Consider the following 24,626-nt stretch of genomic DNA (forward strand, 5'->3'; position numbering starts at 1 on the left):
ACCTCCAATTTTAGTTTTCTATATTATTTTCTGAAACTTTCATATCCATTTTCTTGTATTTCATTAGCAAGACTAGCATCTCCTGTCTTAACTATTTTTCCATCAACTAAAATGTGAACATAGTCTACTTTTAAGCTATCTAAAATCTTATTATTATGAGTGATTATTAAAACTGCATTATTTTCATTAGCAAACATTTTTATTCCTTCTGAAACTATTTTTACAGCATCAACATCAAGCCCTGAATCTGTTTCATCTAAAATAGCTAGTTTTGGATCTAAAGCTAAAAGTTGTAGTACTTCATTTTTTTTCTTTTCTCCACCTGAGAACCCAACATTTAGATATCTTCTTAAATATCCTGGATTAATCTTTAAGTTTGCACTTATTTTCTTTAACTCTTGACTAAACTTTAAATATCTTACTGGTTCTTCACTAACTGCATTTTTAGCTGTCTTTAAGAAATTTTCTACTGTGATTCCTGGTATTTCTTCTGGTGTTTGGAATGATAAAAATAATCCTTTCTTAGCTCTTTCATCTGTTCTAAGATCTGATATATCTTCTCCTTCAAAAATAATTTCTCCTGCTGTCTTAGTATATCTTGGGTGATTCATTAATGTATTAGCAAGTGTTGATTTCCCTGCTCCATTAGGTCCCATGATTACGTGAACTTCACCTTTATTTATTGATAAATCTAATCCCTTTAATATCTCTTTGTCATCTGCTTTTGTCATAAGACCTTTTACTTCTAATAATTTACTCATTTAAATTCCTCCTACTATCCTAAAAATCCCTAGCGAAATACTCTGAATTAAAAACAGACTTTTAGAATTGCTCATTTTATTTTTATATTAAGTGTATAAATTACACATTTAAAATTCTTATTTCAATACCTAATATATTATTATACTATAATATCTATAATGTATACCAGTTTTTTTATTTATTTATATTATTCATTATACATAAAATTACATAAAATTAATATAGTTAATAATATTTTTTTAATTATCTTTTTTATAATTATCAAATTCATTATTTAATAATTAAAAATTTATCTACTATATAAATTATATTTATAAAAAACTATTATTTACCTATAAAATATTTTTATTTATATTATTTTTTTCCTTATATGGTATTATATTTAATAATATCATGATAAAAAGGAGTTTTTATGAATAATAATAAATTTTTAGTTCTTTATGAATCTAGATATGGTAGTACTAAAAAATATGCAGAATTTATATCAACAGAATTAAATGCAGATTTAAAACAAATAAAAAATATTAATAATTTGGATTTTGATTTATATCAAACAATTATCATTGGTGGTTGGCTACATACTGGTTATATTAAAGGATTAGATAAGTTAAAAAAATATTTATATAAACTAGAAGATAAAAATTTAATTATATTTACTGTAGGACTTGCAAGTGGGACTGAAAATGAACTTAACAAAGTAAAAGAACTTAATTTAAATGATTTTCCTAAGCACAAAATAAATTCCTTTTATTTTAGAGGAGCTTTTAATTATAAGCATCTAAAACCTATAGATAAAATCCTTATGTCCTTGTTAAAGAAAAAAGTCTTATCTACAGCTAAAAAAAGAGAACTATCAGAAGATGAGAAAAATCTATTAGAATGTTATGATAAACCTATTTCATTCATAAATAAAAACTCAATAAATGAATTAATAAACTATGTTAATTCTTTATAGAATTTCTACAAATAAAAAAAAGTACTTCTAATTAAGAAGTACTTTTTTAAATATTAAAGTTGATCTAAAATTGCATTTTCAATTTCTTTATACATTTCTTCATTTTCTGAAAGTAATGCTTTAACATTTTCTTTACCTTGACCAAGTCTTGTTTCCCCATATGAGAACCATGAACCGCTCTTCTTGATAATATCGAACTTAACTCCAAGATCAACTATTTCACCAAGTCTATCAATACCTGTTCCAAACATTATTTCAAATTCAGCTTGTTTGAATGGAGGAGCTACCTTGTTTTTAACAACCTTAACTCTTACTCTATTACCAATCATTTGTTCACCCTTTTTAAGAGTTTCAACTCTTCTTATATCCATTCTAACTGAAGCATAGAATTTTAAGGCTCTTCCCCCAGGTGTTGTTTCTGGATTTCCAAACATAACTCCAACTTTTTCTCTTAATTGGTTTATGAAAATAGCTATACACTCTGTTTTCTTAATTGTACCTGTAAGTTTTCTTAAAGCTTGTGACATAAGTCTTGCTTGAAGACCAACATGTGATTGCCCCATTTCCCCTTCAATTTCCGCCCTTGGTGTAAGAGCTGCAACTGAGTCTACAATTATTACGCCAATTGCTCCACTTGAGATTAAAGCTTCTGCAATTTCAAGCGCTTGTTCTCCACTATCTGGTTGAGAAACTATTAAATTATCTATATCTACTCCAAGATTTTTTGCATATACAGGATCTAAAGCATGCTCAACATCTATAAATGCACATTGTTCACCATTTTTTTGTGCTTCTGCTATTGCATGAAGTGCAAGTGTTGTTTTACCTGAACTTTCTGGTCCAAATATTTCAATAACTCTTCCTTTTGGATATCCTCCAACTCCTAAAGCTTCATCTAATTGTAATGATCCAGTACTTATAGTATCAACATCTGTTCCTTCATCACCTAAATTAAATACTGCACCTTTACCGAATTGCTTTTCAATTTGGCTTAAAGTGTTCTGTAATGCCTTTAATTTTCCTTCTTCTAATTCCATTTTAGGCTCCTTTCGTTATAGAACTAACTTGCTGTTAAAAAAATTTATTTTCTTATATTATGTAAATTCTTTTATAAGTCTTAAAGAAAATTCTATCTTTTCTTAAATTACATTTTATATAACTTACTTTTAATTTATTATAACATATATTTTATATAATAAGTAGTAAAAAAAGAACAAACATTCGTATTTTTTTATTACTTATTTTCCCTTAAAAAATACCTTTCTAATTCTTTCTTTAAAATTTGTTTAGATGATTTAGTAAATAAATAACCTATTTTAATTCCTAAGTTTTCTAATATATAATTAGCTAAATTGCTTATGTTAAGTGTTTTTTCAGAACTTATTAAATTTATATTATTTATTTTATTTAATTCTCTATCTAAAACATAAATATCATATCTAGTTGGATTCAGTTCAACTCTTTTAGATATATTTATACTATCTATAATTTTTCCTTCTTTTTTACTATCAATTTTAAAAAGATAATCTCCTTCTTTTTCTATAGTTATTTTTAATTTAGTATCTTTTTGATTATCAAAATAACTAACTTTAAACTCTAAACTTTTATTAGCTTCAAAATCATTTACTTCTTCCTCTATAAAAGTTAAATTAAAGTCTTTATAATTATTATTAACATTAAAATCAAGTAATAATCCTTCTAATGTATTATTTATATGATAACCTGTAAATTCATCGTATTCTCTACTAACTTTATTTATTATTTTAGAACATATTTCGATACTCTCATTTCCTTTAAAAGAAATACTTTTTGTTTGTAACATAAAAAATCCCCCTAAAATATTTATAAATTTATATTTAAAATCATAACATTTAAATAAAAAACATATGTAAACTTAATTTTAAAAAGATATAGCTTTTTAATTAACTTTTTTTTACATTTTATATATTTTTTATCAAACAATGAATAAAGTTAATATCCAATTAATTGCATTTATATTCCATTCATTTTTATAGTAATTAGGGGTATTGTTTTAAATAAAACTTATGTTTTTAAAAACATTTCTGTAAACAATTATGTTTGTGTAAACGTAGATGTAAATGTTTTTGTCTGTGATTACGATTAAGAATGTGTATTTGTTTGTGCTTACATTTATTATTACATTTAAGTTTTTGTTTATAATTTTGTTTATGTATTTGTTTAAGTTTTTGTAATTGTTTTTGTTTTCATAAATATTTATAAAAATAGTTCTTAATATATAAATGGTGTAGTAAATCTATTATATTTGTAAAAAGGTACAATCTATATTGCACTTATTTCAGAATTTATAGTTTGTAAAATAATATCTATAATTCTATAAAAGTATTGCTATGACTTATTTAACTAAAGTATTATAAAAATATTTATTATAAACTAAGTGATTTTTATAATACTAAATAAGTAAAAGTAGCTTATTGTTTTTTAGTTTAACTTTTTTATAATTTATCAAAAATATTTATCTGACGTTTTTCTAAAAAAATAAAAAGCTATAAAAGTCTTAAGACTTTTATAACTTTCTATTTAATACTTAGCCCTATAAACATCAATAAAATATACTTTTATCTTATCAAGATTTTAAGCATCTTTTTTTATATTTACATCTAATTGATTATAAGGAATACTTATTCCTTCTTCATCAAATCTTATCTTAACTTTTTCTAAAAGATCAAAGTGTATTTTCCAATAGTCTTCTCTTTTACACCAAACTCTAACAACAAAATTAATTGAACTTGCTGCTTGTTCACTTACTGCTATAAATGGTTTAGCAGGTTCATCAATTATACCTTCTTGTTTACTAATAATATCTTCAAGAACTCTTCTAACTTTTAATAAATCATCATCATATCCAACACCAAAAGTTAAATCAACTCTTCTAGTATCCTGTGAAGAGTAGTTTATAACACTTTCATTTGCAAGTTTACCGTTTGGTATCATAATTTCTTTATTATCACCAGTTAATAAATGAGTATAGAATATTTCTATTTTTGATACTGTTCCAGCTTTACCAGAAGCATCTATATAATCTCCAACTTTAAATGGTCTAAGCACTAAAATAATAACTCCTCCTGCAAAGTTTGATAAACTTCCTTGTAGGGCAAGTCCAACAGCTAAACCAGCTGAAGCTAAAAGTGCTGCAAGACCAGCTAAATTAAATCCTATGTATCCTAATAATGTAATAATTAAAACAATTTTTAGTCCTATATCTAAAAATGCTTCTAAAAATGAAGCTACAGTAGCATCAAAACTTTTATTCTTTAGTATATTCATTGATTGTTTAACAACTTTATTTATTATCTTCCACCCAAAGTATAATAAAACTAATGCTATTAAAAGTTTAAAACCACTTGTAGTTACCCATTTTATTAATTCATTATATAGACTTTCTATATTCATACTTTTTATAGATGTCATAATACTTCCTCCCATATTTATCTTTTGTTGTTTATATTTGAATTAATTCTATAATATTATAAGGAGTAATATATATCATATCAATATAAAAAATAAATTTTTATAAAAAATATTTTATTCCTAATATAAAATAAAAAAATACTAAACCAATTTATAATTAGTTTAGTATTTTTTATTATTCTTTTTTAAAATGTACATCCATCTGAGGATAAGGTATATTAATTGATTCACTATCAAATTTTAATTTAACATTTTCCATCATATCATAATAGACAGTCCAATAATCATCTTTGTTACACCAGACTCTTACAAATATATTTACCGAATTCTCTCCTTGCTCCCCTATAGCTACAAGAGCTTCAGGTTCAGACAATATAAGCTTATTTTCTCTTATAAGCTCCCACAAGGCTTTTTTAGCCTTTAAAATATCATCTTCATACCCAATACTAAATATTAAGTCAACTCGTCTTATAGGCTTAACAGAGCTATTAATTACCGTATCATCTATTAATTTACCATTTGGAATTAAAATCTGTTTATTATCACTACTAACCATATATGTATGGAAAATCTGAATTTTTTCTACTGTTCCTGTAACGCCTTTACAAGTAATGCTGTCTCCTACTTCAAATGGTCTTAAAAATAAAATAATTACACCACCAGCAAAATTTGAAAGAGTTCCTTTAAGTGCAAAACCAATAGATACTCCAGCAGAAGCTACTAATGCAGTAAGACTACTAGAATTAACTCCTATATATTCAAGAACTAAAATTATAATTAAAAGTTTTAAGGAAATATCTAAAAATCCTTCTAAAAATGATATTAATGATGGATCAAATGGTTTTGTTTTTATAACTCTCATAGTTTTCTTTAAAACTGTACTTACAATTTTAAAACCAAACCATATCATTATCATTCCTATAACAATCTTTATTCCTTTTGTAGTAATCCATAAAACTATCTTATCTAATATTACTTCTATATTAGCCACCAAAATTAAAACCTCCAACTCTGCTTTAAAATATTTACTTATTTTGCGTATATAATTTAAATTTTATAAGTAAAATAAATATTTATTTTTAAGATAAATTTTCAGTTTAAACATATATGTTTAAATATTTTTAACAATTTACAAACTTTATTCATAATGCTACAATTAATAAATATTAGTTTTTAGTTTTTAGTTAAACAAAGGAGGAAGTAACTGTGAAAAAACTAACTATTATTATTATATTAATAGTTGTTATATGTGGAATTGGGTTTGGTCTTTTCAAATTAAATAAAGCTTTAGAAAAAAATAATGCTTCACAAAATAACTCTAATAAATATCAGACTGAACAACAAAAACAAGAACAACAATTAAAACAAAATCAAATATCACTAAGTAATTTATCAAATACACAAATATTAAATTTAGCAAATGCAAGTATGAGTAATATTGATTATACTTTTAAATCAGTCTTTTCAAAAGAAGTTGTAGGTAGTCAATTAAATGTTGTTTTACTTGGAGTAAGAGAATCTAATGGTCAATATTTAACAAAAAGAATAAATGCTTCATTTGAAGAAAATAATGGTCATATAATGTTAGTTCCAGGATCAATGCAAGGAACAAATATTACAGCTCAATCTCAAGTTAATTATAATGGACCTGTAAATATTGATAGTAAAGAACAAGCAGTTCTTAGAGTACTTAATTATTATAATAGTAGGGGATATAATGTAAATGCTACAGATTGGGCTATGGATGTATTCCCTAATCAAACAATAGGAAATTATACGGGTTATTTAGTTCATGTATATGAAACATTTAATGGTAATCCTGAATCAGTAGCATGGTTTCTAGTTTCAGATGCTGGAAATTTATATGATGCTGGTCAATCAGGTAATGGTCCAATAACTGCTTTATAATTTTAAAACTGTTTTAGAAATAAATTAGAATTTCTAAAACAGTTTTTTTTATTAGTTAAATATTTTTAGTAGTGATTATATAAAAAATTGATTATTAAAATATTTTATAATTTAGAAAAATAGAATTTTTAATTATATATTTAAATATCTTTTTATAGTATATATATAGTATATAATACATTTGGTAGTATGTTGTTGTATAATATAGTAAAATTTTTAGACTTGGCTCTACAACTACGATTCAAGATTTTTTTTTGTAAACAACTGCAATATATTTTGTAAAGAACTGCAGTATATTTTGTAAAATAGTTCAATATTATTTTTGTAAAAGAGTGCAATATATTTTGTAAAAAGGTACAATTTATTATTATGAAAAAAGTGCAATTTAAAAATAGTATTTTTGTAAAAAGGTGCAATGTAAATCTAATATTTCTTTATTAAATTTGAAAAAAAGTACAATATATCTTTGTAAAAAAGTACAATATAATATATAATAAAATATATAAAAATATAAGTTATGAAGGGAAAAGAAATGAGTAATAAGAAAAGCGTAGAAATTGGAGAGACAAAATCTAAGGAAAAAGATAGGACGATAAGAGAAAAAAGTTTTATCATGGATATAAATGTAATAGAAGCTCCTCTATTTCGTTTTAAAAATAAAAGGACCGTTCAAACAATAGCTAAGCTTGAAAATGACGAAACAATTAGTAAAGAAATGAGATATGTTCTAAGTAGAGTTCCAGAGGAATCAAAAAGTTCACAAGTAGAATTTCTTTCATGGACAGATAGTAAAGGGCTTGAGAGAGAAATACTAGCGATGTCAATGTTTAGATTACCAAATGCATTTGCTATGGATGTTTTCTATGCATTAATAGGAGTTTATATAAAGCAGCATAGTCCACTTATATATAGTGATGAAGATAAAACATATGATTTACCTTCTAACAAGGTTGATTTTACTTTATATGAACTTTGCGAATTTATGGGATTATCAGTTGGTGGGGGCAACTATCAAAAGATAAAAGATGCAATAAGAGAATTAAATGCTGTAAAGTATTATAGTCTAGCAAATGGTATTTTCTATAATAAGAAAATGGAGAGATATGAAAGTTCAAGAGAAAAAAGTATATCTTTAATTGATAATTACGATATAATTGGAAAAGGAAAAAATAGAAGCAAGGAAGAAAGATGTACTGTTACTTTTGGTGATCTTGTTATAGAAAATATGAGATATAGCTTTATTAAATTTTTAAGTAATAATGTTTATTTTCAGCTTAAATCAGGACTTACAAGAAGATTATATAGTTATATAGAAGGAAATAATTTCAATAAGCAATACATAAAAAGAAGCTTTGATGTTTTAAAACATAAAATCCCTATTGATTTTGAATATAAATCAGAACTTAAACGAAGATTAAAAAAACCATTAGAAAACTTAATAGAAAGCGGAATATTAAAAGATTACTTTTTTGGTGATGATATTCTTATAAATGGAGTTAGTGAAAATTGTATTTATATAATTTTTAAGGGAACTAGAAAGCAACTTATAGATTCTTTAACAGAAAAACCTAAAGATATTAAAGTTGAGAAAAAGAAAGATTTAGAAGAAGATTATTCTTTAAAATTTCCAGAAAATATTAAAGAGGAACTTAGCTCACTTGGAATTAATTCTAAGAAGATTACTGAGATTTTACAAAAGCATACAAAGTGGAAAATAGCAGAATATATTTTATGGATAAAAGATGGGATTAGAAGAGGTAAAGTTAAAGATCCAGCTGGATTATTTGTTTTTGCAATAACAGATGAAATGGTTAAAGTTAATAAAACTCATCCTGAAATAACTGAATTTATAGATAGAATTAAACGAGAAATTGAAGGAAAAAAAGATATAGATGAAAATCTTATAAAGAGTGAATATAGAAAATATATTGAACAAGAACTTAAATTATTTGAAGAAGAAGATGAATTTGCATATGTTGCAACTAAAGAAAGTATTATGGATGATATAGAAAAAGTTCAAAAGAAAAGAATTAAATCACAAAGACAATTATATAATATGGCTACAACAGAAGCAGAAAAAGATAAACTTCTTAAGGTTATAGAGAAATGGGAAAAGTTCTCTGTAGAGAAAGATAAGTCAGAAATATTTATAGAGTTATTTGTTAAAAAGATTAAATTATATAGAGGGCTTAAAGATTTTAGTGATTATAAAATAGAATACTTAGAAAAAAATAAATAGGGGGAATTAATTAATGAATCTTATGAAAATTGCAAAAATTACAATAGGAGTTATTGTAGGTTACTATGTTTTAACTATACTACTCTCTCTTATAAATATAGTTATGGGGTTTGCAATTAAACTTTTAATAATATTAGTTTTAGTTGCAGGTATAGCTTATTTAATTAAAAAAATAAAATGATGAATTATTAAAAGGCGTATTGATATATTATTTCAATATGCTTTTTTTGGCTATATTACTTAGTTATAGATTGTACCTTTTTACAAATATAAAGAATATAAAGAGATTTTTATAAAAAAATTACAATTACAATTACTTAATCGTAATTGTAAACACAAACAAAAATGTTTACATAGATGTTTACTTTAAATAAAAAAGTTTATTATTTAATTTAAAGAATATTAACATATTTGTAAACCAAAACAATTATTAAAATATATACACTTCTGAAATCAAAAACACATACACAGACATCAATGTTTACACAAACAAAAATGTTTACATAAATATTAATAAAGATATAATTATAAGTACAATATTACTTTTATAATATTTTATTATAGAAAGTATCTATAATAAAAATATATAAATATTTATATATTCATAAATAAAAATGTTTATTTAAACATATACATTTTCACAATCAAAAACATATACTTATACAAAAACATTTACATAAACAAAAATGTTTACATGGATATTGATAAGGATATTATTATATTTTATTAATATAAATATTTGTATATGTGTAAATAAAGATGTTTACAAATATGTTGATGAATATATAAATGTTTATAATTCTTAGATATGGAATATACTTTACTGATATTTCAAGATTTCTATGAAATTAAGAGATTATTTCTTAATTTTTAATTAAATTTAGTGTGAAATATGATAAAATGTGATGGAATATAAATTACAAATGAGGGAGTTACTTTTTATGAAACATAAGAAGATATTAGCTAGTTTAGTATTAGTAAGTGGGATTGCAGGATATAATGCTACAGAAGCAAATGGGAATATAATAGTAAATAATTTGGAAGCGGGTTATGTAGTTGAATCAGCAGAAAAGCGTAAAAAAAATAGTTTAGAGGATTTAGCAAATCTTGTTGTAGTACCAGCAGGTGAAGTTTCTAATAATAATATTGTTATAACTTATGGAACTGCTATAAATTTAGTGGAAAAGAAATATTTAGAGGTGAAAGCTGCACCAGGGTATGAATATACTACAGTTATTAATATTCCTGAGGGAGAAAGATTCATTATAATAGATAAATCAAATCCTAAATGGTATGAAGTTGAATATAATAGTGAAATAGGATTTGTAGAAAGTGCATTTGTTAAAGAATCTATAGAGCAATATACATTTAAGAATGCTGAGATTAGAAACCTGGATAAAGAAAATTTATACATAAAGTCTGATGCTTCAGATGAGGCTGGAGATATTGGATTTATAACTACGGGTAATAAGGTACAAGTCATTGATGAAAAGGAAGATGGTTGGTGTCTTGTCAAATGTGAAAATGGGATAATTGGATATATAAATATAAATGATTTTAATTTTGTTTAAGATCTTTAAAAGAGAAGGAAGCTATTTTAATAGCTTCCTTCTTTTTGATACATAAATAGAAATTAATAACTAGCAAAATTTTAAAAAATTTACCCTTGTATGTATTTAAATAGTTAAAAAATATTAACTTTTTAAATTTTTTAAAAAAAAATAAGTGTTTAAATGAAATTATGGAGATAATTTACAAGTTGTTTTATTGATTTATGATAATTTTATTTTTAATATTTTTCTATTTGAGCCTAATAGTTAAAAATAAAAGACAAAAGTAACATAGTCTAAAAAGTAATACATAATACTGGATAATATTATGTATTAATAGTGATAAATACTTATATACAGAAATTAGGTTTATATTTTTTTTATTAATAATAATCATAAAGTTGTATTCAAATTAAAAGTATTAGTAAATTCTATATCAGGATTATATTGGTTTTTTAACAATTTGTTGCTATTATGTTATAAAAATTTAAGGATAAGAGATCTAATTTTAAAATTAATAGTCTTATAATAAAATCAAACATTTTACAAAAATACAATTTAATTTGAGTTAACAGGAGTGATATATTATGAATCAAAAGAAAATAATAACAACTCTTGCAATAGCTGGAGTTGTCGCAGGGGCTGGAGCACATCACATTCAAGCACAGAATGTAAATAGAGCACAAAGCAATACACAAGTAAAATATGTAGTTACACAATCACACCAAGTAGAAAGTTCAAATTCAGTAATAAATTTAGCAGCACAAAATGTAATAGGTACTGTTACTAATCTACAAGGTGCTAAAACAGCAAATGTTAGAAAACAAGGTGGTATGAATTCACCTGTAATTATGAAATTAAAGGCTGGTACTAAAGTTAAAGTATTAGCAGAAGATGGTGGCTGGTATAAAATAGAGTATAATGGAACAACAGGATGGATTTATTCAAATCTATTATCAGTTAATGGAAAAGTTCCAGGACAATCAACAGTTAAACAATCAGCAAAGTTTAAAGGAAAAGTTGGTACAGTAGTTAATTTAGGATCAAATGAATCACTTAATGTAAGATCAAATGGAACAACAAATGCACCAATAGTTACAACTTTACCAGAAGGAACACATGTTAAAGTTTTAAATGAAAATGGTGGATGGTATCAAATAGAATATAATGGAGTAACAGGTTGGGTTTACTCAGGTTACTTACAAGTTGGAGCTGCAAATTCATCAAGTACATCAAGTAATAGTACAAGTAGTTCAAAGCCTTCAAGCTCAACAAGTAATAGTACAAGTAGTTCAAAGCCTTCAAGCTCAACAAGTAATAGTACAAGTAGCTCAAAACCTTCAAGTACAACTAATTCAACACAAAAATATGTTAAGGTAAATTCACCAATAGGATTATGGCTTTTACAATCACCTTCAATGCAAGGAAATAAAATAGAAGCTATGCCTAATAATGCAGTACTTAAAGTTTTAGGAACAAGCTCTAATGGAAATTGGACTAAAGTAGAATACAATGGAGTAGTAGGTTGGTGTTATTCAGAATATACATCAGCAGTTTCAACAAGTAATTCTACATCAAGTAATACAACAAATAGTACAAGTTCAACAAGTACTATTAAAGTAAATTCACCAGTAGGATTATGGTTATTACAATCACCTTCAATGCAAGGTCAAAAAATAGAAGTTATGCCAAATGGAGCATCACTTAAAGTTTTAGGAACAAGTTCTAATGGTTTATGGACTAAAGTAGAATATAATGGAGTAGTAGGTTGGTGTTATACACAATATACATCATCAGTAGCAGCAAATAATTCTACATCAAGTAATACAACAAATAGTACAAGTTCAACAAGTACACAAAGTACTATTAAAGTAAATTCACCAATAGGATTATGGCTATTACAATCACCTTCAATGCAAGGAAATAAAATAGAAGCTATGCCTAATAATGCAGTACTTAAAGTTTTAGGAACAAGTTCTAATGGTTTATGGACTAAAGTAGAATATAATGGAGTAACAGGTTGGTGTTATACACAATATACATCAGCAGCAACAAATAATTCTACATCAAGTAATACAACAAATAGTACAAGCTCAACAAGTTCACAAACTTCTGCAAGTGTTACTTCACCAATAGGATTATGGCTATTACAATCACCTTCAATGCAAGGTCAAAAAATAGAAGTTATGCCAAATGGAGCATCACTTAAAGTTTTAGGAACAAGTGCTAATGGATCATGGATAAAAGTTCAATATAATGGAATAACAGGTTGGTGTTATAAAGAATATACAACAATGAATAATTCAAATTCAAGTTCAAATTCAACATCAAGTAGTTCAAGTTCATCAACAAATAATTCAGGTTCATCAACAAGCCAAACAACTACAACTTCAATTGGAACAGTAGTAAATGTACCATCAGGATACTATTTACACTTAAGAACTCAACCAAATACACAATCTAAGATAATAAAATCACTTACAGAAGGAAGCCATGTAATTATTTTAGGTCAATCAAATGGTTGGTATAAAGTTGATATTAATGGAACAATAGGATATGTATCAGGAGCATATCTTACTCAAACAACTGGAATTACAACAGGGGTTGTAGCAAATCTTGGAGGGGCGCCATATCTTCACATGAGAGCTGGTGGAGATCCATATACAGCAATAATTAAAGATTTACCAGCAGGAACAAGAGTTAATATCTTATCAAATAATGGTGGATGGTATAACATTGAATATGATGGATTAATAGGTTATGTTTATTCAGCATATATCAATACAGGAGCAGCAGCCTCAAATCCATCAGGTTCAGTTCAATCAGCAAATGGTGTAGTAACAGTAATGTCACCAGTAGGTTTATATATGAATAATGGACCAGCAGCAGGAACTGGAATTATTACAGCAATACCATATATGACAAATGTTAAGGTAAGTGCAGTACAAAATGGATGGTACAAAGTTTCATACAATGGAATGACAGGTTGGATTGATGGAGCTTATGTAACAGCTGGAATCGCAAATCAAGGTTCATCACTAAATTAATAGTGATATAAATAGCTGTAGTTAAAAATTAAGATGGATTAGTATAATATGTTAGTAAAGTATATTAAACTTCTAATAAAAAATTAATTTATTATATAGGAACATCAGGAATGTGTGGAACATATATTAAATTATATAATATATAAATCATGCTTTTTTCATACACACATTCCTTTCTTTATATATAAGACACTCTCTATTTCCCATCTTAAGAGAGTGTCTTTTTATTTTATAATAATTCTTTTCTAAGTCGTATAAGATCTAAACATTCTATACCATTTTCAAAGATTTTTTCAGTATATCTTGTTTTAAAATAATCTCTATGAACTCCAACTATTCTAAGCCCACATTTTTGATATACAGCAAGTGCTGATAATGATGAATTTCCAGTACATACTTCTAAATATTTAGCATTTTGTTTTCTAACTATTTTTTCAGCTCTTTTTATTAGTTCTTTTGCTATATCTTGTCCTTGATATTTATCAAAAACTAAAAGATTATTGATTTCAAAGCCAGTTACAAAAGAACGATGTATTGATATAAAGGCTATTATATTATTTTCTTTATTTTTAGCTACTATAGCTATGCTTTTATTTTTATATTTATTTATCTGTTCAATTGAGGGGTCAGCAATTTTAAATAATTCTATACCTAAATCTTTTGCTAGGATTTGCTCATATGTAATCATAAAAACCTCCTGATAGTATATCTTAATATTTAAATTATATAAATTTTTACAAATTAAAGCAATTTTTTTATAGTTAAAAGATTTATAAATTTAATTATAGGTAATAAAGATATTTTACTTTACATAAAATATATAGATTATTTTATATAAGGCTTATAAAAGGGGGAAGAAGTAAATAGATGATAAATAAAATAGGAATATCAAATTTAAATAATACAGATTTAGATTTTTTTACTTTAATTAAACAAGAAAAGTTTATAACTATCCCTGAGAATATGCCAAGTATCCTAGAAATAGTCTCTGTTATGATAATACCTAGTATTGAACATAAAGAACTTATAGAAAATAAATTATGTTTATATATAAAGTTGAAATTAAAACTTGTATATTTATCTGAAAATGAGGAAAGTATTCATATAATTGAAGAAAATTTTATTCTATATAGAGAAATAGAATTAAGAAATAAAATAGAGGGTATTTTCTTAAAAGATATTTATAGAAGTAATAGGCTAAAAGAAGAGATAAAATCATTTGAAATAATTCCAAGAAAAATATTAAAGAGGGATCTTTGTTTTAATATATATTTAGTTGTAGCTATTAGGTATATTAGAACTTATTCATTAGCACTACTTATGAGAACTTCTGAATTTGAAAAGAATATTTATATTTGTTATGAGGATGGTAGAGATATAAGACAAATAACATTTGAAATTAATGAAGAGTTTAGTCAAATAAAATGGTTAGCTTTTAAAAATTCCATAACATATATAAAGAAAGAGGACAATAGGGATATAATTTATATTTCTAGTATAAGTCTTAATGAGGAACAAAAATATATGGCCAGAGCAAGAGAAATTTATTCATATGAGCATATTTCTAGTAATAAAATTTTGCTTGATTGTACTATTGAGGATGAAGAGCAAAGAAATTTTTATATTTATGATATAAATAAAGATAAGTTAAAAAAAATGATACCTAATATAAAAGAGATAAATTTAAGTAATCCTTATTATAGAGATGATTTAGATTTAATCTTTTTTATAAAAGAAGAAAATAATAATTATAAGCTTTGTTCTATAAATAGTGATTTAAGTTCATTTAATGAGCTTATTAAAATAGAAAAACAAGAATTTTTTACTCAAAGTGAATTTCCATTTATAGTTTCGTTTAATCTAGATAAAATAATGTTTTATAATATAGAAAATAATAAAGAAATTAATATAGATTATCCAATTGGAAATTATGAAAATTTAAAGCTCTCATCAATCTCAGCTAAAGGAGATAAGATGGTTATTGTAATGAATTATAAAGAAATAGATGAAATATTTTTATGGGATATAAATAATAAAAAATTTAATTTAATAAAAACTAAGGAAAAAGATTTAGAGATTCAATCAATTTGTTTTAATTCTTTAGGGGATAAGCTTATAGTTAGTATGAAGTTTATGGGAGTTTATAATATTTATAAATTAGATTTTAGTGGAAATAAAGAGGAGTTAATAATTCCGTATGCTGAATCCATAGAAATAATATCTAGAGTATAGATAAAAACTCTGTATCATTAATTAAGATACAGAGTTTTTATTTATATATTTTGAAATTATTTTATTATATACAACTTGCATATGAGGTTCAGCCTTTGTATAATTATTTATTTCAGAAATATTTATCCATGCAACATTACTATTTTCATCAGATTTTATTCTTAGATCTTCATTTTCATCTGCCTCTACAAGATATGTTATTGAAAGATGAAGATGTGGAGCTACATATTTACCCTTTTTAATATGAGCCATAACAGGAAGTATATCTATTGATGCTATATTTGTATCTAAAAATTTAGCATTCTTAACTCCTGTTTCTTCTGCTAATTCTTTTAATGCTACTTTGGATAAATCAGAATCTCCATCAGCATGGCCACCTGTGAAAGACCATGAATTATATATATTATGATAAATCATAAGTGTTTTAGTTTTATCCTTGTTTATAACAAAAGCTGAACTTGTTATATGTGCAAATTCATTTTCTCTAAATAGTATATCTTTAAATTTATCTATATAAGATAAGATTAATCTTTTATCTGTTTTTTCTTGTTCATTTATAGGATTATAATTTTCTATACTTTTAATATAATTCATAAAATCCTCCTAAGTATTAGTTCTTATAATTATACCATGTTTTAATTAAGATGTACTTTTTTTATCTATATAAATATTTTAAATTAAAATTTAGTTTTCTAGTTTATAATCCTATTTAAATAAAATTAATATCCTTATTTAAGTGTGAGAATTTAAAGTTTAGCTATATTAATTACATATATTAATAATTGTGTAATTACTTATATAAATGTTTGCGTTTACATCTACATAAATGTTTACATATTTATTTACTTGAGGAAAGTTGAAAATAACATAAAATTTTATAAGCAAATATATAAAGTTTGAATAATATGATAGTAAAGAACTATTATAAGAGGAAAAGCATATGAATATAGCTAATGTATTATTCTTTATAATTGGGATTATTTTAATTGTAATTGGCTTAGTTATTTATAAAACTAAATCATTAAATATTTTTGAGGCTTATGAAGATTTAAAAGAGTATAATGAAAAAAAATTATTAAAATGGATTACTATATCATTTACTTTAACAGGAGTAGTTATAAGTGTAACCTCAATTTTAACAAGAACTTATGATTTTATAAATAGTGCTATTGTATTTGGAGTTTGTATATGTATTTTGGCATTATTAGTTGGGGTTGGGTGTAGTATCTACGAAGAAAAATAGTATAAGATATAAGAAGTTTCTAAAATAGCTAATAGATATTCAAAGATAAATATTATATCTTTATTTTTGAATATCTATTAGCTTTATTTAATTTATTAGATTTGAAATAAATTATTATTTTTTACTTTGAATTGATAATTTAAATTTAAAAACTACAAGCTTTTATCAATATAATAAATATTTATTTTTCTATTGTTATTTATATAGCGGTAGAGTATTATATAAATAATTTGATTTATGAAGGAATTTATTCAAGGTAAATTAATATTGCAATTATAATTTAATAATGGTGTTTTAGCTCTCAAATAAAATATAAGGGAGCTTTTTAATATGGATAATATTTTAAAAAATATAGGAATTTATATAGAATATCTATCAAATACAATTTGGGCAATAGCTATGCCTTTAATAGCAATTATAACTATAGTTATTTCATTAAGGATGATTTTTAAAGTTAAAAATAAAACAACTTATTATCATAGAATTAATATTTTAAGAATTACTAAAAATAGTATAGTTACTATGGCAACTATTATAGGAACAGGAGCTCTTGTCGGAGTTCTTGGATCACTTAGTAACATGTATAAAGAGGGGCAATGCTATATAGAAGGTATTTGTATATGGGGACTTATAGGATTAATATTTCTATCTCCATTTGCTTATAGTGAAACTTTAATGGGAAGAATAGTAAAGCTAGCAACTAGTGATTATATAAAAAAGTTTTTAGGAAATGGAACTTCAAATTTATTTAAAGCAGTATTTATAATTATATTCGTTTTTGGTTTTGGGGGATTCCAATTTAGTGCTATAAATGCAGCAACAAATATAGTATCTATAAATATAGGTAAAGGGCAAATTTCAACATTTGAAAGTTTCTTTATGGTAGTTGTTCCTTTAATGGTGGTTTTATCAATAATAGTTCTTTTAAAGAAACAAGGATTAATAATAAAATCACTTGCAACTTTAACTACTATATCAGTTAGTCTTTATATAATATTTTTCTTTGTTTTCTTTTTTAAAACAAGTAGTTATTGGCCAATATTTTTCTATAGAATGACAGATTCTATAAGAAATCCTGTTAGTATGATGCTTGGAATACCACTTGGACTTATGATAGGACTTCAAAAGATAATGCAAACAGCAGATGTAGGAATTGGAGTTTATGGAATGGTTTCAAAAGAAAATAAAGTTCATGAAAGAGAAGCAGCCTTAGCATCTGCAATAGTAATTGGACTATTGTTTATAGTTGGTATATTAGCAACAACTTATATTACTTCATATGGAGTAGAACATAGTATAATTAATTTATCTGGAGATAGTTCTGTGGTTTTATCAGATTTTTATAAGACATCTATTAATGTTGCAGGAAATTTTGGTTTAATAGCAGTTGCAGCATTTTCAATATTAACAGGTTTTTGTGCACTTCTTGGAAGATATTATTATTTAAATATAATGCTTAAATGTTCTGAAAATAAAAAAATTATTACTTATATAATTCTTTTAAGTATTACAGGTACTTTTGCTGTATTTGGCTTTAGTATTATATTTAATCTTGTAAACTTACTTATATTTATAGCATTTACTATAAATATAGCAGCATTATATGTATTTACAAAAAATGGTTGGAAAGAATATCAGATAAAAGAAGAAGTTTAAAAGTAAGGATAATCTGAGTTTTTAGTTTATTTATTATAAATAAAAAAGCCTCTATATATGTAAATTCTTTAAATAAGTATTTACTATATAGAGGTTTTTATTTTAAATTTATTTAATATCACTAGGAATAGAAGTTGCAGGAACTCTATTATTTCCATCTACAGTATATAAATTTTTCTCTGCTAATGCTGAATTCATATCTGCTGCTGTTATTTGTTTACCATCTGGAGAAACATAAAATGTTCCATTTATTGTACCACTAACATTTACACTATAAATAGGAGTATTTCCAATAAAGTATGTAGGAAGACTTCCGTTTGAAGTTATAGTTCCAGTAGCAGCTGGATTAGCTTCTTTATATAAGTTTACTATTGCTGAATCACTTAAAGAATAACTAGATAGATTAAATTTATTTTCTTGAGCTTGGATTTGTTTATTATATTGTGCAATCTTATCTAGATTAGCTTTACTATATCCTGTTGTATCAATATTCTCAATTACATTCTTAGCTTTTTGATATTGACCATTATTCATTAAATTATCTATAGTATTCATATTATTTTTTTCTGTAACACTTAATTTTTCTTTTGCAGCAGAGCTATCAAGTAGAGCTTTTTCATTATTAAGTTGATTTCTAACTTCTACAGATAAATCTCTTTTTGATAATCTATTTATTTCAAAAGCTGCTTCTGAGAAAGAGCCTTGTTTTATTAATGTATTAATTTTATTAAGAAGATTTTCTTCATTAACTTCATCTGATTTTGTTTGTAATTGTGCTTTTAAATCCTTTAATTGTTTATTTATACTTGGATTATTTATTGTCTTAGCTTTACTTATTAAAGTATTAAGTTCTCCAGTAGCAAGATCAATTTGATTATTATTAATTTCTGTTTTAATTTGAGCTATTTTATTTGTTATATAATCTACAGTAGTCCTATCAGAATAATTTTTAAACATCATAAGACCTGTAAGTGAACCACCTAGTACAATTAATAATATAATTACTAGAAATATTTTTTTTCTTATCATATAGTTTCTCCTTTGTTGAATCATTTATCATCTGTTGATTAAACTTAGTTTTAAAATATAAATTAATTAAGTACCAAAATATAATTAATTAATAAATTTTTTATAGATATATATTATCATATTATGGTTTTTATAGCTAATTAAATTAAGAATATTATTTGTAATTTATCTTAATTTAATTACTTATTTAAAATAAAAAAAGGCCTGTCTATTATAGACTTAAGCCTTTGAATTTTATTATCTTTTATTATCTATCATATTTTGGATTAGTGCTTTACATCTTCCACAAGTTGTACCAGCTTTAGTTAATTCTCCAACTTTTTCTACTGTATCTGCACCATTATTAATTGATTCAAGAACTGTACCCATTGGAACTTGGTTACATGAGCAAGCTATATTTAATATTTTTTCTATTTCACTGATACATCCACCACAGCCTGTGCCTGCTCCTGTCATTTTTTGAATATCTTCAACTGTACGAGCTCCTTGTATCATAGCCTTTCTTATCTCTACATAACTAACATTTTTACATCTACAAACAATTCTATCTGCCATTCCTAAAAAATCTCCTTTGAAATTAATCAATATTAATTATTATATCATATTAGTTATTTGTTATTATACAAAAATATTACAAATATTATTAAATTTCTATCTAATACCTATATTTTTTAAAATTTTTATTTGGAGACCTTTACCTATATCTCTACCTTGAGGAATTATGACGACTTTACCATCTTTATTTATAAATATACCATGCCCACCTGTTACTCTATTTAGATGATATCCATTATCTTTAGCAATTTTATTTAATTCTGTATATTTGTATTGAGTAAACACCTGTTTATCAGTAGGTTTAATTTTATCTTTATCTTTTTCTTCGTTTATACATCTATTTACTAAACTAATTATATCATCCATAGTATTTAGGTTTTCACCTAAAGTTAATTTAGATTCATAGTTTATAAAATGTATTATTTTAGAATAATTATTACTTATAAGACTTTCTAAATTTAATTTGTATTTATCCATTTCATCTTTATATAAATCGAAAGATTCAATTCCTATAGATTCAATTAAAGTAGCTAGATAATTTTTAGTATCTATTTGTATGAGTTCTAGGTGCTTAATTACAGACATTGATTTATAACTTGCAAGATCATAAGCTATAATTTCAAGTTTTCGTAAATATTCTATATATACATCAGATATTTGATCTAAGGTATTAGAATTTTCTAATATTATTTTTCCGTTCTCAAGTATAGTTTCTTCAAGCTCTTTAAATAATTCATTTATTGCTTCTTTAGAAATTAAAGTAATTCTTTCACTAAATTCCTTTAAGGATTTAGAAATTAAGACTTCATTACATCTTCTATCAAGTTCTAAAGCTAAATCATTAAATAAATCTTTTATTAAATCTTGTATAGGAGTCATAAAGTCTATAAATTTTTCTGAGATTAATGAACTTGATGTATTTTTGCATTCTTTAGATAATCTAATTGCTTCATTTACTTGCATTCTTACTTGAGGATCAGCTAAATGTTTATTTATATTTTTATAATCTTTAGGAATTCTTTTTCTAACTTTATTTTTTGCTACCATAAAATAATCTCCTGTTGAAATAGATATTATAATTATACATATTTTAAAGTTTAATAAAGAAAATAACTTTTTACTAAATTTTAAAATAAGGGCTTTTTTTTAATAGATATATTATAGTTTTTTCTTATAAATAGTATATTATTTTAATAAGATAGAATTTTAATAAACTTATGATAATTTTTGATATTATTATTTTTTATAGAAATATAATTTAATATAGATAAGATTTATGCATTTCATATTATATATAGTAATAAGATATAGATGTATTATTAGGTAAATATAGTGTTATAATATTAAAAGGTATATTATATAGATGTTTAGTGTTTTAGAGGAAAATAATGTTGAGGTGATATTAAAATGGATGGAAAATGGTCATTAAAAGAATTATATTCTGGATTTGATAGTAAAGAATATAAGGAAGATTTAAAAAAATTAGAAATAAAAATAAATAATTTTTCAAACTTTGCAAAATCATTAATAGACTCACAAGATGATGTAGTAAAGGCTCTTGAAGAACATATAAATTATTTAAATGAATTTAAAGAACTTTCAAATAGACTTCTTATGTATACAAATCTTATTGTAAGTGTTGACACTAAGAATACTATAGCACTTAAAAATATAGGAATAATAGAAACCCTTCTTTCAAAAACAGCTGATACTGATGCTAAATTATGTAAGTGGATAGTTGGAATTGAAGATTTAGATAATATTATAGAAAAATCAGAGTTATTAAAAGAACATAGATTTTACTTTAGTGAAGTTACTGAGATGAGTAAATATGTTTTATCAGATAAGGAAGAACTTATAATAGCTAAAATGAGAAATACAGGATCAGCAGCTTGGAGTAAACTTACTGATTTAGAAACATCATCTCTTCTTGTTGATATTGAGCTTGATGGAGAGAAGAAACAATTACCTTTAAGTATGGTTAGAAATTTAGCTTTTGATTCAGATGCAAATGTTAGAAAAACAGCTTATGAAGCAGAAATTAAATCTTATAAAAAAATAGAAAATTCTGTTGCTGCATCTTTAAGTGGAATAAAGGGGGAAGTTATTACAGTTTGTGATATGAAGGGATATAAGTCTCCTTTAGCTGAAACTCTACTTTATTCAAGAATGAGTGAAAAATCATTAAATGTAATGATAGAAGCTATGAAGGAAAGTCTTCCAGCTTTCGAAAAATATCATAAAAGAAAAGCAGAAATATTAGGACATAAAAATGGACTTCCATTCTATGATTTATTTGCTCCTTTAAAAGGTGGAGATAAAACTTATAGCTTTGAAGAAGCAAAACAATTTATATTAGATAATTTTGCAACTTTCTCAGATAAGCTTTCAGCTTTTGCAAAAAGAGCTTTCGATAATAATTGGGTTGATGTTTATCCAAGAGAAGGAAAAGTTGGGGGGGCATTTTGTGAAAACCTTCATATGATAGGTGAAAGTAGAATAATGTTAAACTTCGGTGGAAATTTAACTGATATAATAACTCTTGCTCATGAACTTGGTCATGGATATCATGGCGATTGCTTAATGCAAGAATCAGCTATAAATGCAGATTATCCAATGCCAATAGCAGAAACTGCATCAACATTCTGCGAAACAATAGTTAAAAAGGCAGCTATAAAAAATGGAACAAAGCTTGAAGCCTTTTCAATAATTGAAGCAGAGCTTTCAGATTGTGCTCAAATTATAGTTGATATATTAAGTAGATTTTTATTTGAATCAGAAGTATTTGAAAAAAGAAAAGAAGGAGCTCTTTCAGCAGATGAACTTAAGGAAATAATGATAAATGCTCAAAAAGCTACTTATGGAGAGGGGCTTGATAGTAATTATATGCATCCATATATGTGGGCATGTAAACCACATTATTACTATGCAAGTGAAAATTTCTATAACTTCCCTTATGCATTTGGACTTTTATTTGCTAAAGGACTTTATGCTGAGTATTTAAAAAGAGGGAATGAATTTGTAAAAGCTTATGATGAACTTTTATCAGTTACAGGTAAGAATAAGCTTATAGATGTAACAAAGCTTATGAATATAGACATAGAATCAAAAGAATTCTGGAAAAATTCTTTAAAGACAATAGAAGAAGATATAGAAAAGTTTATTGAAATAAGTAAAGAAATATATAAGTAAATAATAAAAATAGCTATCTATTTATATAGATAGCTATTTTTATTACAAGGAAGCATATTTAATCCTAGAGTGTTAGTTAAATATTTACAATCAGTTTATATGATATTTATTGTAATATTGTAAAATGTTATTGTTATAAAATTTGTCTATTTAATTAATGGGAGATATAGATATGAATCTTAATATAGAAAATATAGCTTTTTTAATAGTCAGTTCTTTAATAATAATTATTATGTTGTTATCTATGATTCTAATAAAACTAAAAGTAGAATTGCAAAAAGGCAGAAAAAAAGAAATGGAATTAACAAAATTAATAGATTACGATTATTTAACTAAAGTTTATTCAAAGAAATATATATATGAAAAATTAAAATATTTAAAATATAGTAAGAAAAAATTTTATGTAATAATGTTTGATCTAGATAATTTTAAATTTATAAATGATACTTATGGACATAATTTTGGAGATGAAGTACTTATAAAGGTATCATCAGCAATAAATGAGATTATAAAAGAAATTGGAATAATAGGAAGATTTGGGGGAGAAGAATTTTTAGTTATTATAGATAAAACTAATTATGATATAGATACTGTAATTTTAAAGATAAAAGATAGTGTGAAAGATTTAGAATTATCTAAAGATATTAATATAACCTTAAGTGGGGGAGCTAAGATTTGTTATAATGAAGATATAACTGAGATTTTATTAAAAGTTGATGAGCTTTTATATAAAGTTAAAAGGAATGGAAAAGATAATATATTAATTGATAACTAAAATAAAGGAGATATCCTATTTGGATAACTCCTT

General features: G+C 24.4%; 20 protein-coding genes and 1 pseudogene. 11 read left to right on the forward strand and 10 right to left on the reverse strand.

Annotated features, from left to right (window positions below):
- Window positions 1-23: 23 nt before the first annotated feature.
- Window positions 24-761, reverse strand: a complete 738-nt coding sequence (sufC, locus tag BN8917_RS00890) for a Fe-S cluster assembly ATPase SufC (RefSeq protein WP_066869290.1) — start codon at window positions 759-761, stop codon at window positions 24-26.
- A 413-nt stretch (window positions 762-1,174) separates the two neighbouring features.
- Here sufC and BN8917_RS00895 point away from each other — a divergent pair, with 413 nt between their 5' ends.
- Window positions 1,175-1,717 (forward strand): flavodoxin domain-containing protein, encoded by a 543-nt coding sequence (locus BN8917_RS00895; protein ID WP_066869293.1) that lies wholly within the window; start codon window positions 1,175-1,177, stop codon window positions 1,715-1,717.
- Window positions 1,718-1,776: 59 nt separating this feature from the next.
- On the opposite strand, the pseudogene recA reads toward BN8917_RS00895, so the two are convergent.
- From recA to BN8917_RS00915, 4 genes and pseudogenes are all read right to left on the reverse strand, one after another.
- A pseudogene (gene recA / locus BN8917_RS00900) lies at window positions 1,777-2,754 on the reverse strand (recombinase RecA); the annotation flags it as partial.
- Window positions 2,755-2,951: 197 nt separating this feature from the next.
- The gene (locus BN8917_RS00905; protein WP_066869299.1) at window positions 2,952-3,539 is read right to left on the reverse strand and encodes a hypothetical protein; all 588 of its coding nucleotides are present in this window, start codon (window positions 3,537-3,539) and stop codon (window positions 2,952-2,954) included.
- A 791-nt stretch (window positions 3,540-4,330) separates the two neighbouring features.
- Window positions 4,331-5,167 (reverse strand): mechanosensitive ion channel family protein, encoded by an 837-nt coding sequence (locus tag BN8917_RS00910; RefSeq protein WP_341472948.1) that lies wholly within the window; start codon window positions 5,165-5,167, stop codon window positions 4,331-4,333.
- Window positions 5,168-5,342: 175 nt separating this feature from the next.
- Complete coding sequence (locus BN8917_RS00915; protein WP_066869515.1) at window positions 5,343-6,158, reverse strand: mechanosensitive ion channel family protein; 816 nt, start codon at window positions 6,156-6,158, stop codon at window positions 5,343-5,345.
- Between the two features lie 215 nt (window positions 6,159-6,373).
- Here BN8917_RS00915 and BN8917_RS00920 point away from each other — a divergent pair, with 215 nt between their 5' ends.
- The 5 genes from BN8917_RS00920 (at window position 6,374) to BN8917_RS00935 (ending at window position 13,911) form a co-directional block, all read left to right on the forward strand.
- Window positions 6,374-7,075, forward strand: coding sequence for a hypothetical protein (locus BN8917_RS00920; protein ID WP_066869301.1), 702 nt, complete (start codon window positions 6,374-6,376; stop codon window positions 7,073-7,075).
- Between the two features lie 532 nt (window positions 7,076-7,607).
- Window positions 7,608-9,314 carry a plasmid replication initiator TrfA gene (gene trfA, locus BN8917_RS00925; RefSeq protein ID WP_066869303.1) on the forward strand — a complete coding sequence of 569 codons (1,707 nt, stop codon included), beginning with the start codon at window positions 7,608-7,610 and terminating at the stop codon, window positions 9,312-9,314.
- A 13-nt stretch (window positions 9,315-9,327) separates the two neighbouring features.
- Window positions 9,328-9,495, forward strand: a complete 168-nt coding sequence (locus BN8917_RS14260) for a hypothetical protein (RefSeq protein WP_159426713.1) — start codon at window positions 9,328-9,330, stop codon at window positions 9,493-9,495.
- 760 nt (window positions 9,496-10,255) lie between these two features.
- Window positions 10,256-10,885, forward strand: coding sequence for an SH3 domain-containing protein (locus BN8917_RS00930; RefSeq protein WP_066869304.1), 630 nt, complete (start codon window positions 10,256-10,258; stop codon window positions 10,883-10,885).
- 566 nt (window positions 10,886-11,451) lie between these two features.
- Window positions 11,452-13,911, forward strand: a complete 2,460-nt coding sequence (locus BN8917_RS00935) for an SH3 domain-containing protein (RefSeq protein WP_066869306.1) — start codon at window positions 11,452-11,454, stop codon at window positions 13,909-13,911.
- Window positions 13,912-14,140: 229 nt separating this feature from the next.
- Here BN8917_RS00935 and BN8917_RS00940 read toward each other — a convergent pair whose 3' ends face one another.
- Window positions 14,141-14,599 (reverse strand): GNAT family N-acetyltransferase, encoded by a 459-nt coding sequence (locus BN8917_RS00940; RefSeq protein ID WP_066869308.1) that lies wholly within the window; start codon window positions 14,597-14,599, stop codon window positions 14,141-14,143.
- 179 nt (window positions 14,600-14,778) lie between these two features.
- Between BN8917_RS00940 and BN8917_RS00945 the strand changes: the two genes are divergently transcribed.
- Window positions 14,779-16,143, forward strand: a complete 1,365-nt coding sequence (locus tag BN8917_RS00945; protein ID WP_066869311.1) for a hypothetical protein — start codon at window positions 14,779-14,781, stop codon at window positions 16,141-16,143.
- A gap of 21 nt (window positions 16,144-16,164) precedes the next feature.
- Here BN8917_RS00945 and BN8917_RS00950 read toward each other — a convergent pair whose 3' ends face one another.
- Window positions 16,165-16,737 (reverse strand): NUDIX hydrolase, encoded by a 573-nt coding sequence (locus tag BN8917_RS00950; protein WP_066869314.1) that lies wholly within the window; start codon window positions 16,735-16,737, stop codon window positions 16,165-16,167.
- A 346-nt stretch (window positions 16,738-17,083) separates the two neighbouring features.
- Here BN8917_RS00950 and BN8917_RS00955 point away from each other — a divergent pair, with 346 nt between their 5' ends.
- Window positions 17,084-17,386 carry a DUF3784 domain-containing protein gene (locus BN8917_RS00955; RefSeq protein WP_066869317.1) on the forward strand — a complete coding sequence of 101 codons (303 nt, stop codon included), beginning with the start codon at window positions 17,084-17,086 and terminating at the stop codon, window positions 17,384-17,386.
- 330 nt (window positions 17,387-17,716) lie between these two features.
- Window positions 17,717-19,042: a hypothetical protein gene (locus BN8917_RS00960; protein WP_066869320.1), complete on the forward strand. Its 1,326-nt coding sequence runs from the start codon at window positions 17,717-17,719 to the stop codon at window positions 19,040-19,042.
- Between the two features lie 108 nt (window positions 19,043-19,150).
- On the opposite strand, the gene BN8917_RS00965 is transcribed toward BN8917_RS00960, so the two are convergent.
- The 3 genes from BN8917_RS00965 to BN8917_RS00975 all read right to left on the reverse strand — a co-directional run bounded on the left by BN8917_RS00965 (window position 19,151) and on the right by BN8917_RS00975 (window position 21,673).
- Window positions 19,151-20,071 carry a kinetochore Spc7 family protein gene (locus BN8917_RS00965; protein WP_066869323.1) on the reverse strand — a complete coding sequence of 307 codons (921 nt, stop codon included), beginning with the start codon at window positions 20,069-20,071 and terminating at the stop codon, window positions 19,151-19,153.
- Between the two features lie 237 nt (window positions 20,072-20,308).
- Complete coding sequence (locus BN8917_RS00970) at window positions 20,309-20,626, reverse strand: (2Fe-2S)-binding protein (protein WP_066869326.1); 318 nt, start codon at window positions 20,624-20,626, stop codon at window positions 20,309-20,311.
- Window positions 20,627-20,722: 96 nt separating this feature from the next.
- Entirely contained in the window at window positions 20,723-21,673 is a 951-nt protein-coding gene (locus BN8917_RS00975) for a type II toxin-antitoxin system HicA family toxin (protein ID WP_066869329.1), read from the reverse strand.
- A 360-nt stretch (window positions 21,674-22,033) separates the two neighbouring features.
- Between BN8917_RS00975 and BN8917_RS00980 the strand changes: the two genes are divergently transcribed.
- Together BN8917_RS00980 and BN8917_RS00985 are read left to right on the forward strand one after the other, a co-directional pair.
- Complete coding sequence (locus tag BN8917_RS00980; RefSeq protein ID WP_066869332.1) at window positions 22,034-23,818, forward strand: M3 family oligoendopeptidase; 1,785 nt, start codon at window positions 22,034-22,036, stop codon at window positions 23,816-23,818.
- 172 nt (window positions 23,819-23,990) lie between these two features.
- Window positions 23,991-24,593 (forward strand): GGDEF domain-containing protein, encoded by a 603-nt coding sequence (locus BN8917_RS00985; protein ID WP_066869335.1) that lies wholly within the window; start codon window positions 23,991-23,993, stop codon window positions 24,591-24,593.
- The last annotated feature ends 33 nt before the right edge of the window (window positions 24,594-24,626 follow it).

This window comes from Clostridium mediterraneense (genome assembly GCF_900091705.1).
Taxonomy (GTDB): Bacteria; Bacillota; Clostridia; order Clostridiales; family Clostridiaceae; genus Sarcina; species Sarcina mediterraneense.

What these genes read in the sequence shown, in the direction of transcription:
- sufC (WP_066869290.1), bottom strand. Translation starts at nt 761, where the DNA reads ATGAGTAAATTATTAGAAGTAAAAGGTCTTATGACAAAAGCAGATGAC.
- BN8917_RS00895 (WP_066869293.1), top strand. Translation starts at nt 1,175, where the DNA reads ATGAATAATAATAAATTTTTAGTTCTTTATGAATCTAGATATGGTAGT.
- BN8917_RS00905 (WP_066869299.1), bottom strand. Translation starts at nt 3,539, where the DNA reads ATGTTACAAACAAAAAGTATTTCTTTTAAAGGAAATGAGAGTATCGAA.
- BN8917_RS00910 (WP_341472948.1), bottom strand. Translation starts at nt 5,167, where the DNA reads ATGACATCTATAAAAAGTATGAATATAGAAAGTCTATATAATGAATTA.
- trfA (WP_066869303.1), top strand. Translation starts at nt 7,608, where the DNA reads ATGAGTAATAAGAAAAGCGTAGAAATTGGAGAGACAAAATCTAAGGAA.
- BN8917_RS14260 (WP_159426713.1), top strand. Translation starts at nt 9,328, where the DNA reads ATGAATCTTATGAAAATTGCAAAAATTACAATAGGAGTTATTGTAGGT.
- BN8917_RS00930 (WP_066869304.1), top strand. Translation starts at nt 10,256, where the DNA reads ATGAAACATAAGAAGATATTAGCTAGTTTAGTATTAGTAAGTGGGATT.
- BN8917_RS00935 (WP_066869306.1), top strand. Translation starts at nt 11,452, where the DNA reads ATGAATCAAAAGAAAATAATAACAACTCTTGCAATAGCTGGAGTTGTC.
- BN8917_RS00940 (WP_066869308.1), bottom strand. Translation starts at nt 14,599, where the DNA reads ATGATTACATATGAGCAAATCCTAGCAAAAGATTTAGGTATAGAATTA.
- BN8917_RS00945 (WP_066869311.1), top strand. Translation starts at nt 14,779, where the DNA reads ATGATAAATAAAATAGGAATATCAAATTTAAATAATACAGATTTAGAT.
- BN8917_RS00950 (WP_066869314.1), bottom strand. Translation starts at nt 16,737, where the DNA reads ATGAATTATATTAAAAGTATAGAAAATTATAATCCTATAAATGAACAA.
- BN8917_RS00955 (WP_066869317.1), top strand. Translation starts at nt 17,084, where the DNA reads ATGAATATAGCTAATGTATTATTCTTTATAATTGGGATTATTTTAATT.
- BN8917_RS00960 (WP_066869320.1), top strand. Translation starts at nt 17,717, where the DNA reads ATGGATAATATTTTAAAAAATATAGGAATTTATATAGAATATCTATCA.
- BN8917_RS00965 (WP_066869323.1), bottom strand. Translation starts at nt 20,071, where the DNA reads ATGATAAGAAAAAAAATATTTCTAGTAATTATATTATTAATTGTACTA.
- BN8917_RS00970 (WP_066869326.1), bottom strand. Translation starts at nt 20,626, where the DNA reads ATGGCAGATAGAATTGTTTGTAGATGTAAAAATGTTAGTTATGTAGAG.
- BN8917_RS00975 (WP_066869329.1), bottom strand. Translation starts at nt 21,673, where the DNA reads ATGGTAGCAAAAAATAAAGTTAGAAAAAGAATTCCTAAAGATTATAAA.
- BN8917_RS00980 (WP_066869332.1), top strand. Translation starts at nt 22,034, where the DNA reads ATGGATGGAAAATGGTCATTAAAAGAATTATATTCTGGATTTGATAGT.
- BN8917_RS00985 (WP_066869335.1), top strand. Translation starts at nt 23,991, where the DNA reads ATGAATCTTAATATAGAAAATATAGCTTTTTTAATAGTCAGTTCTTTA.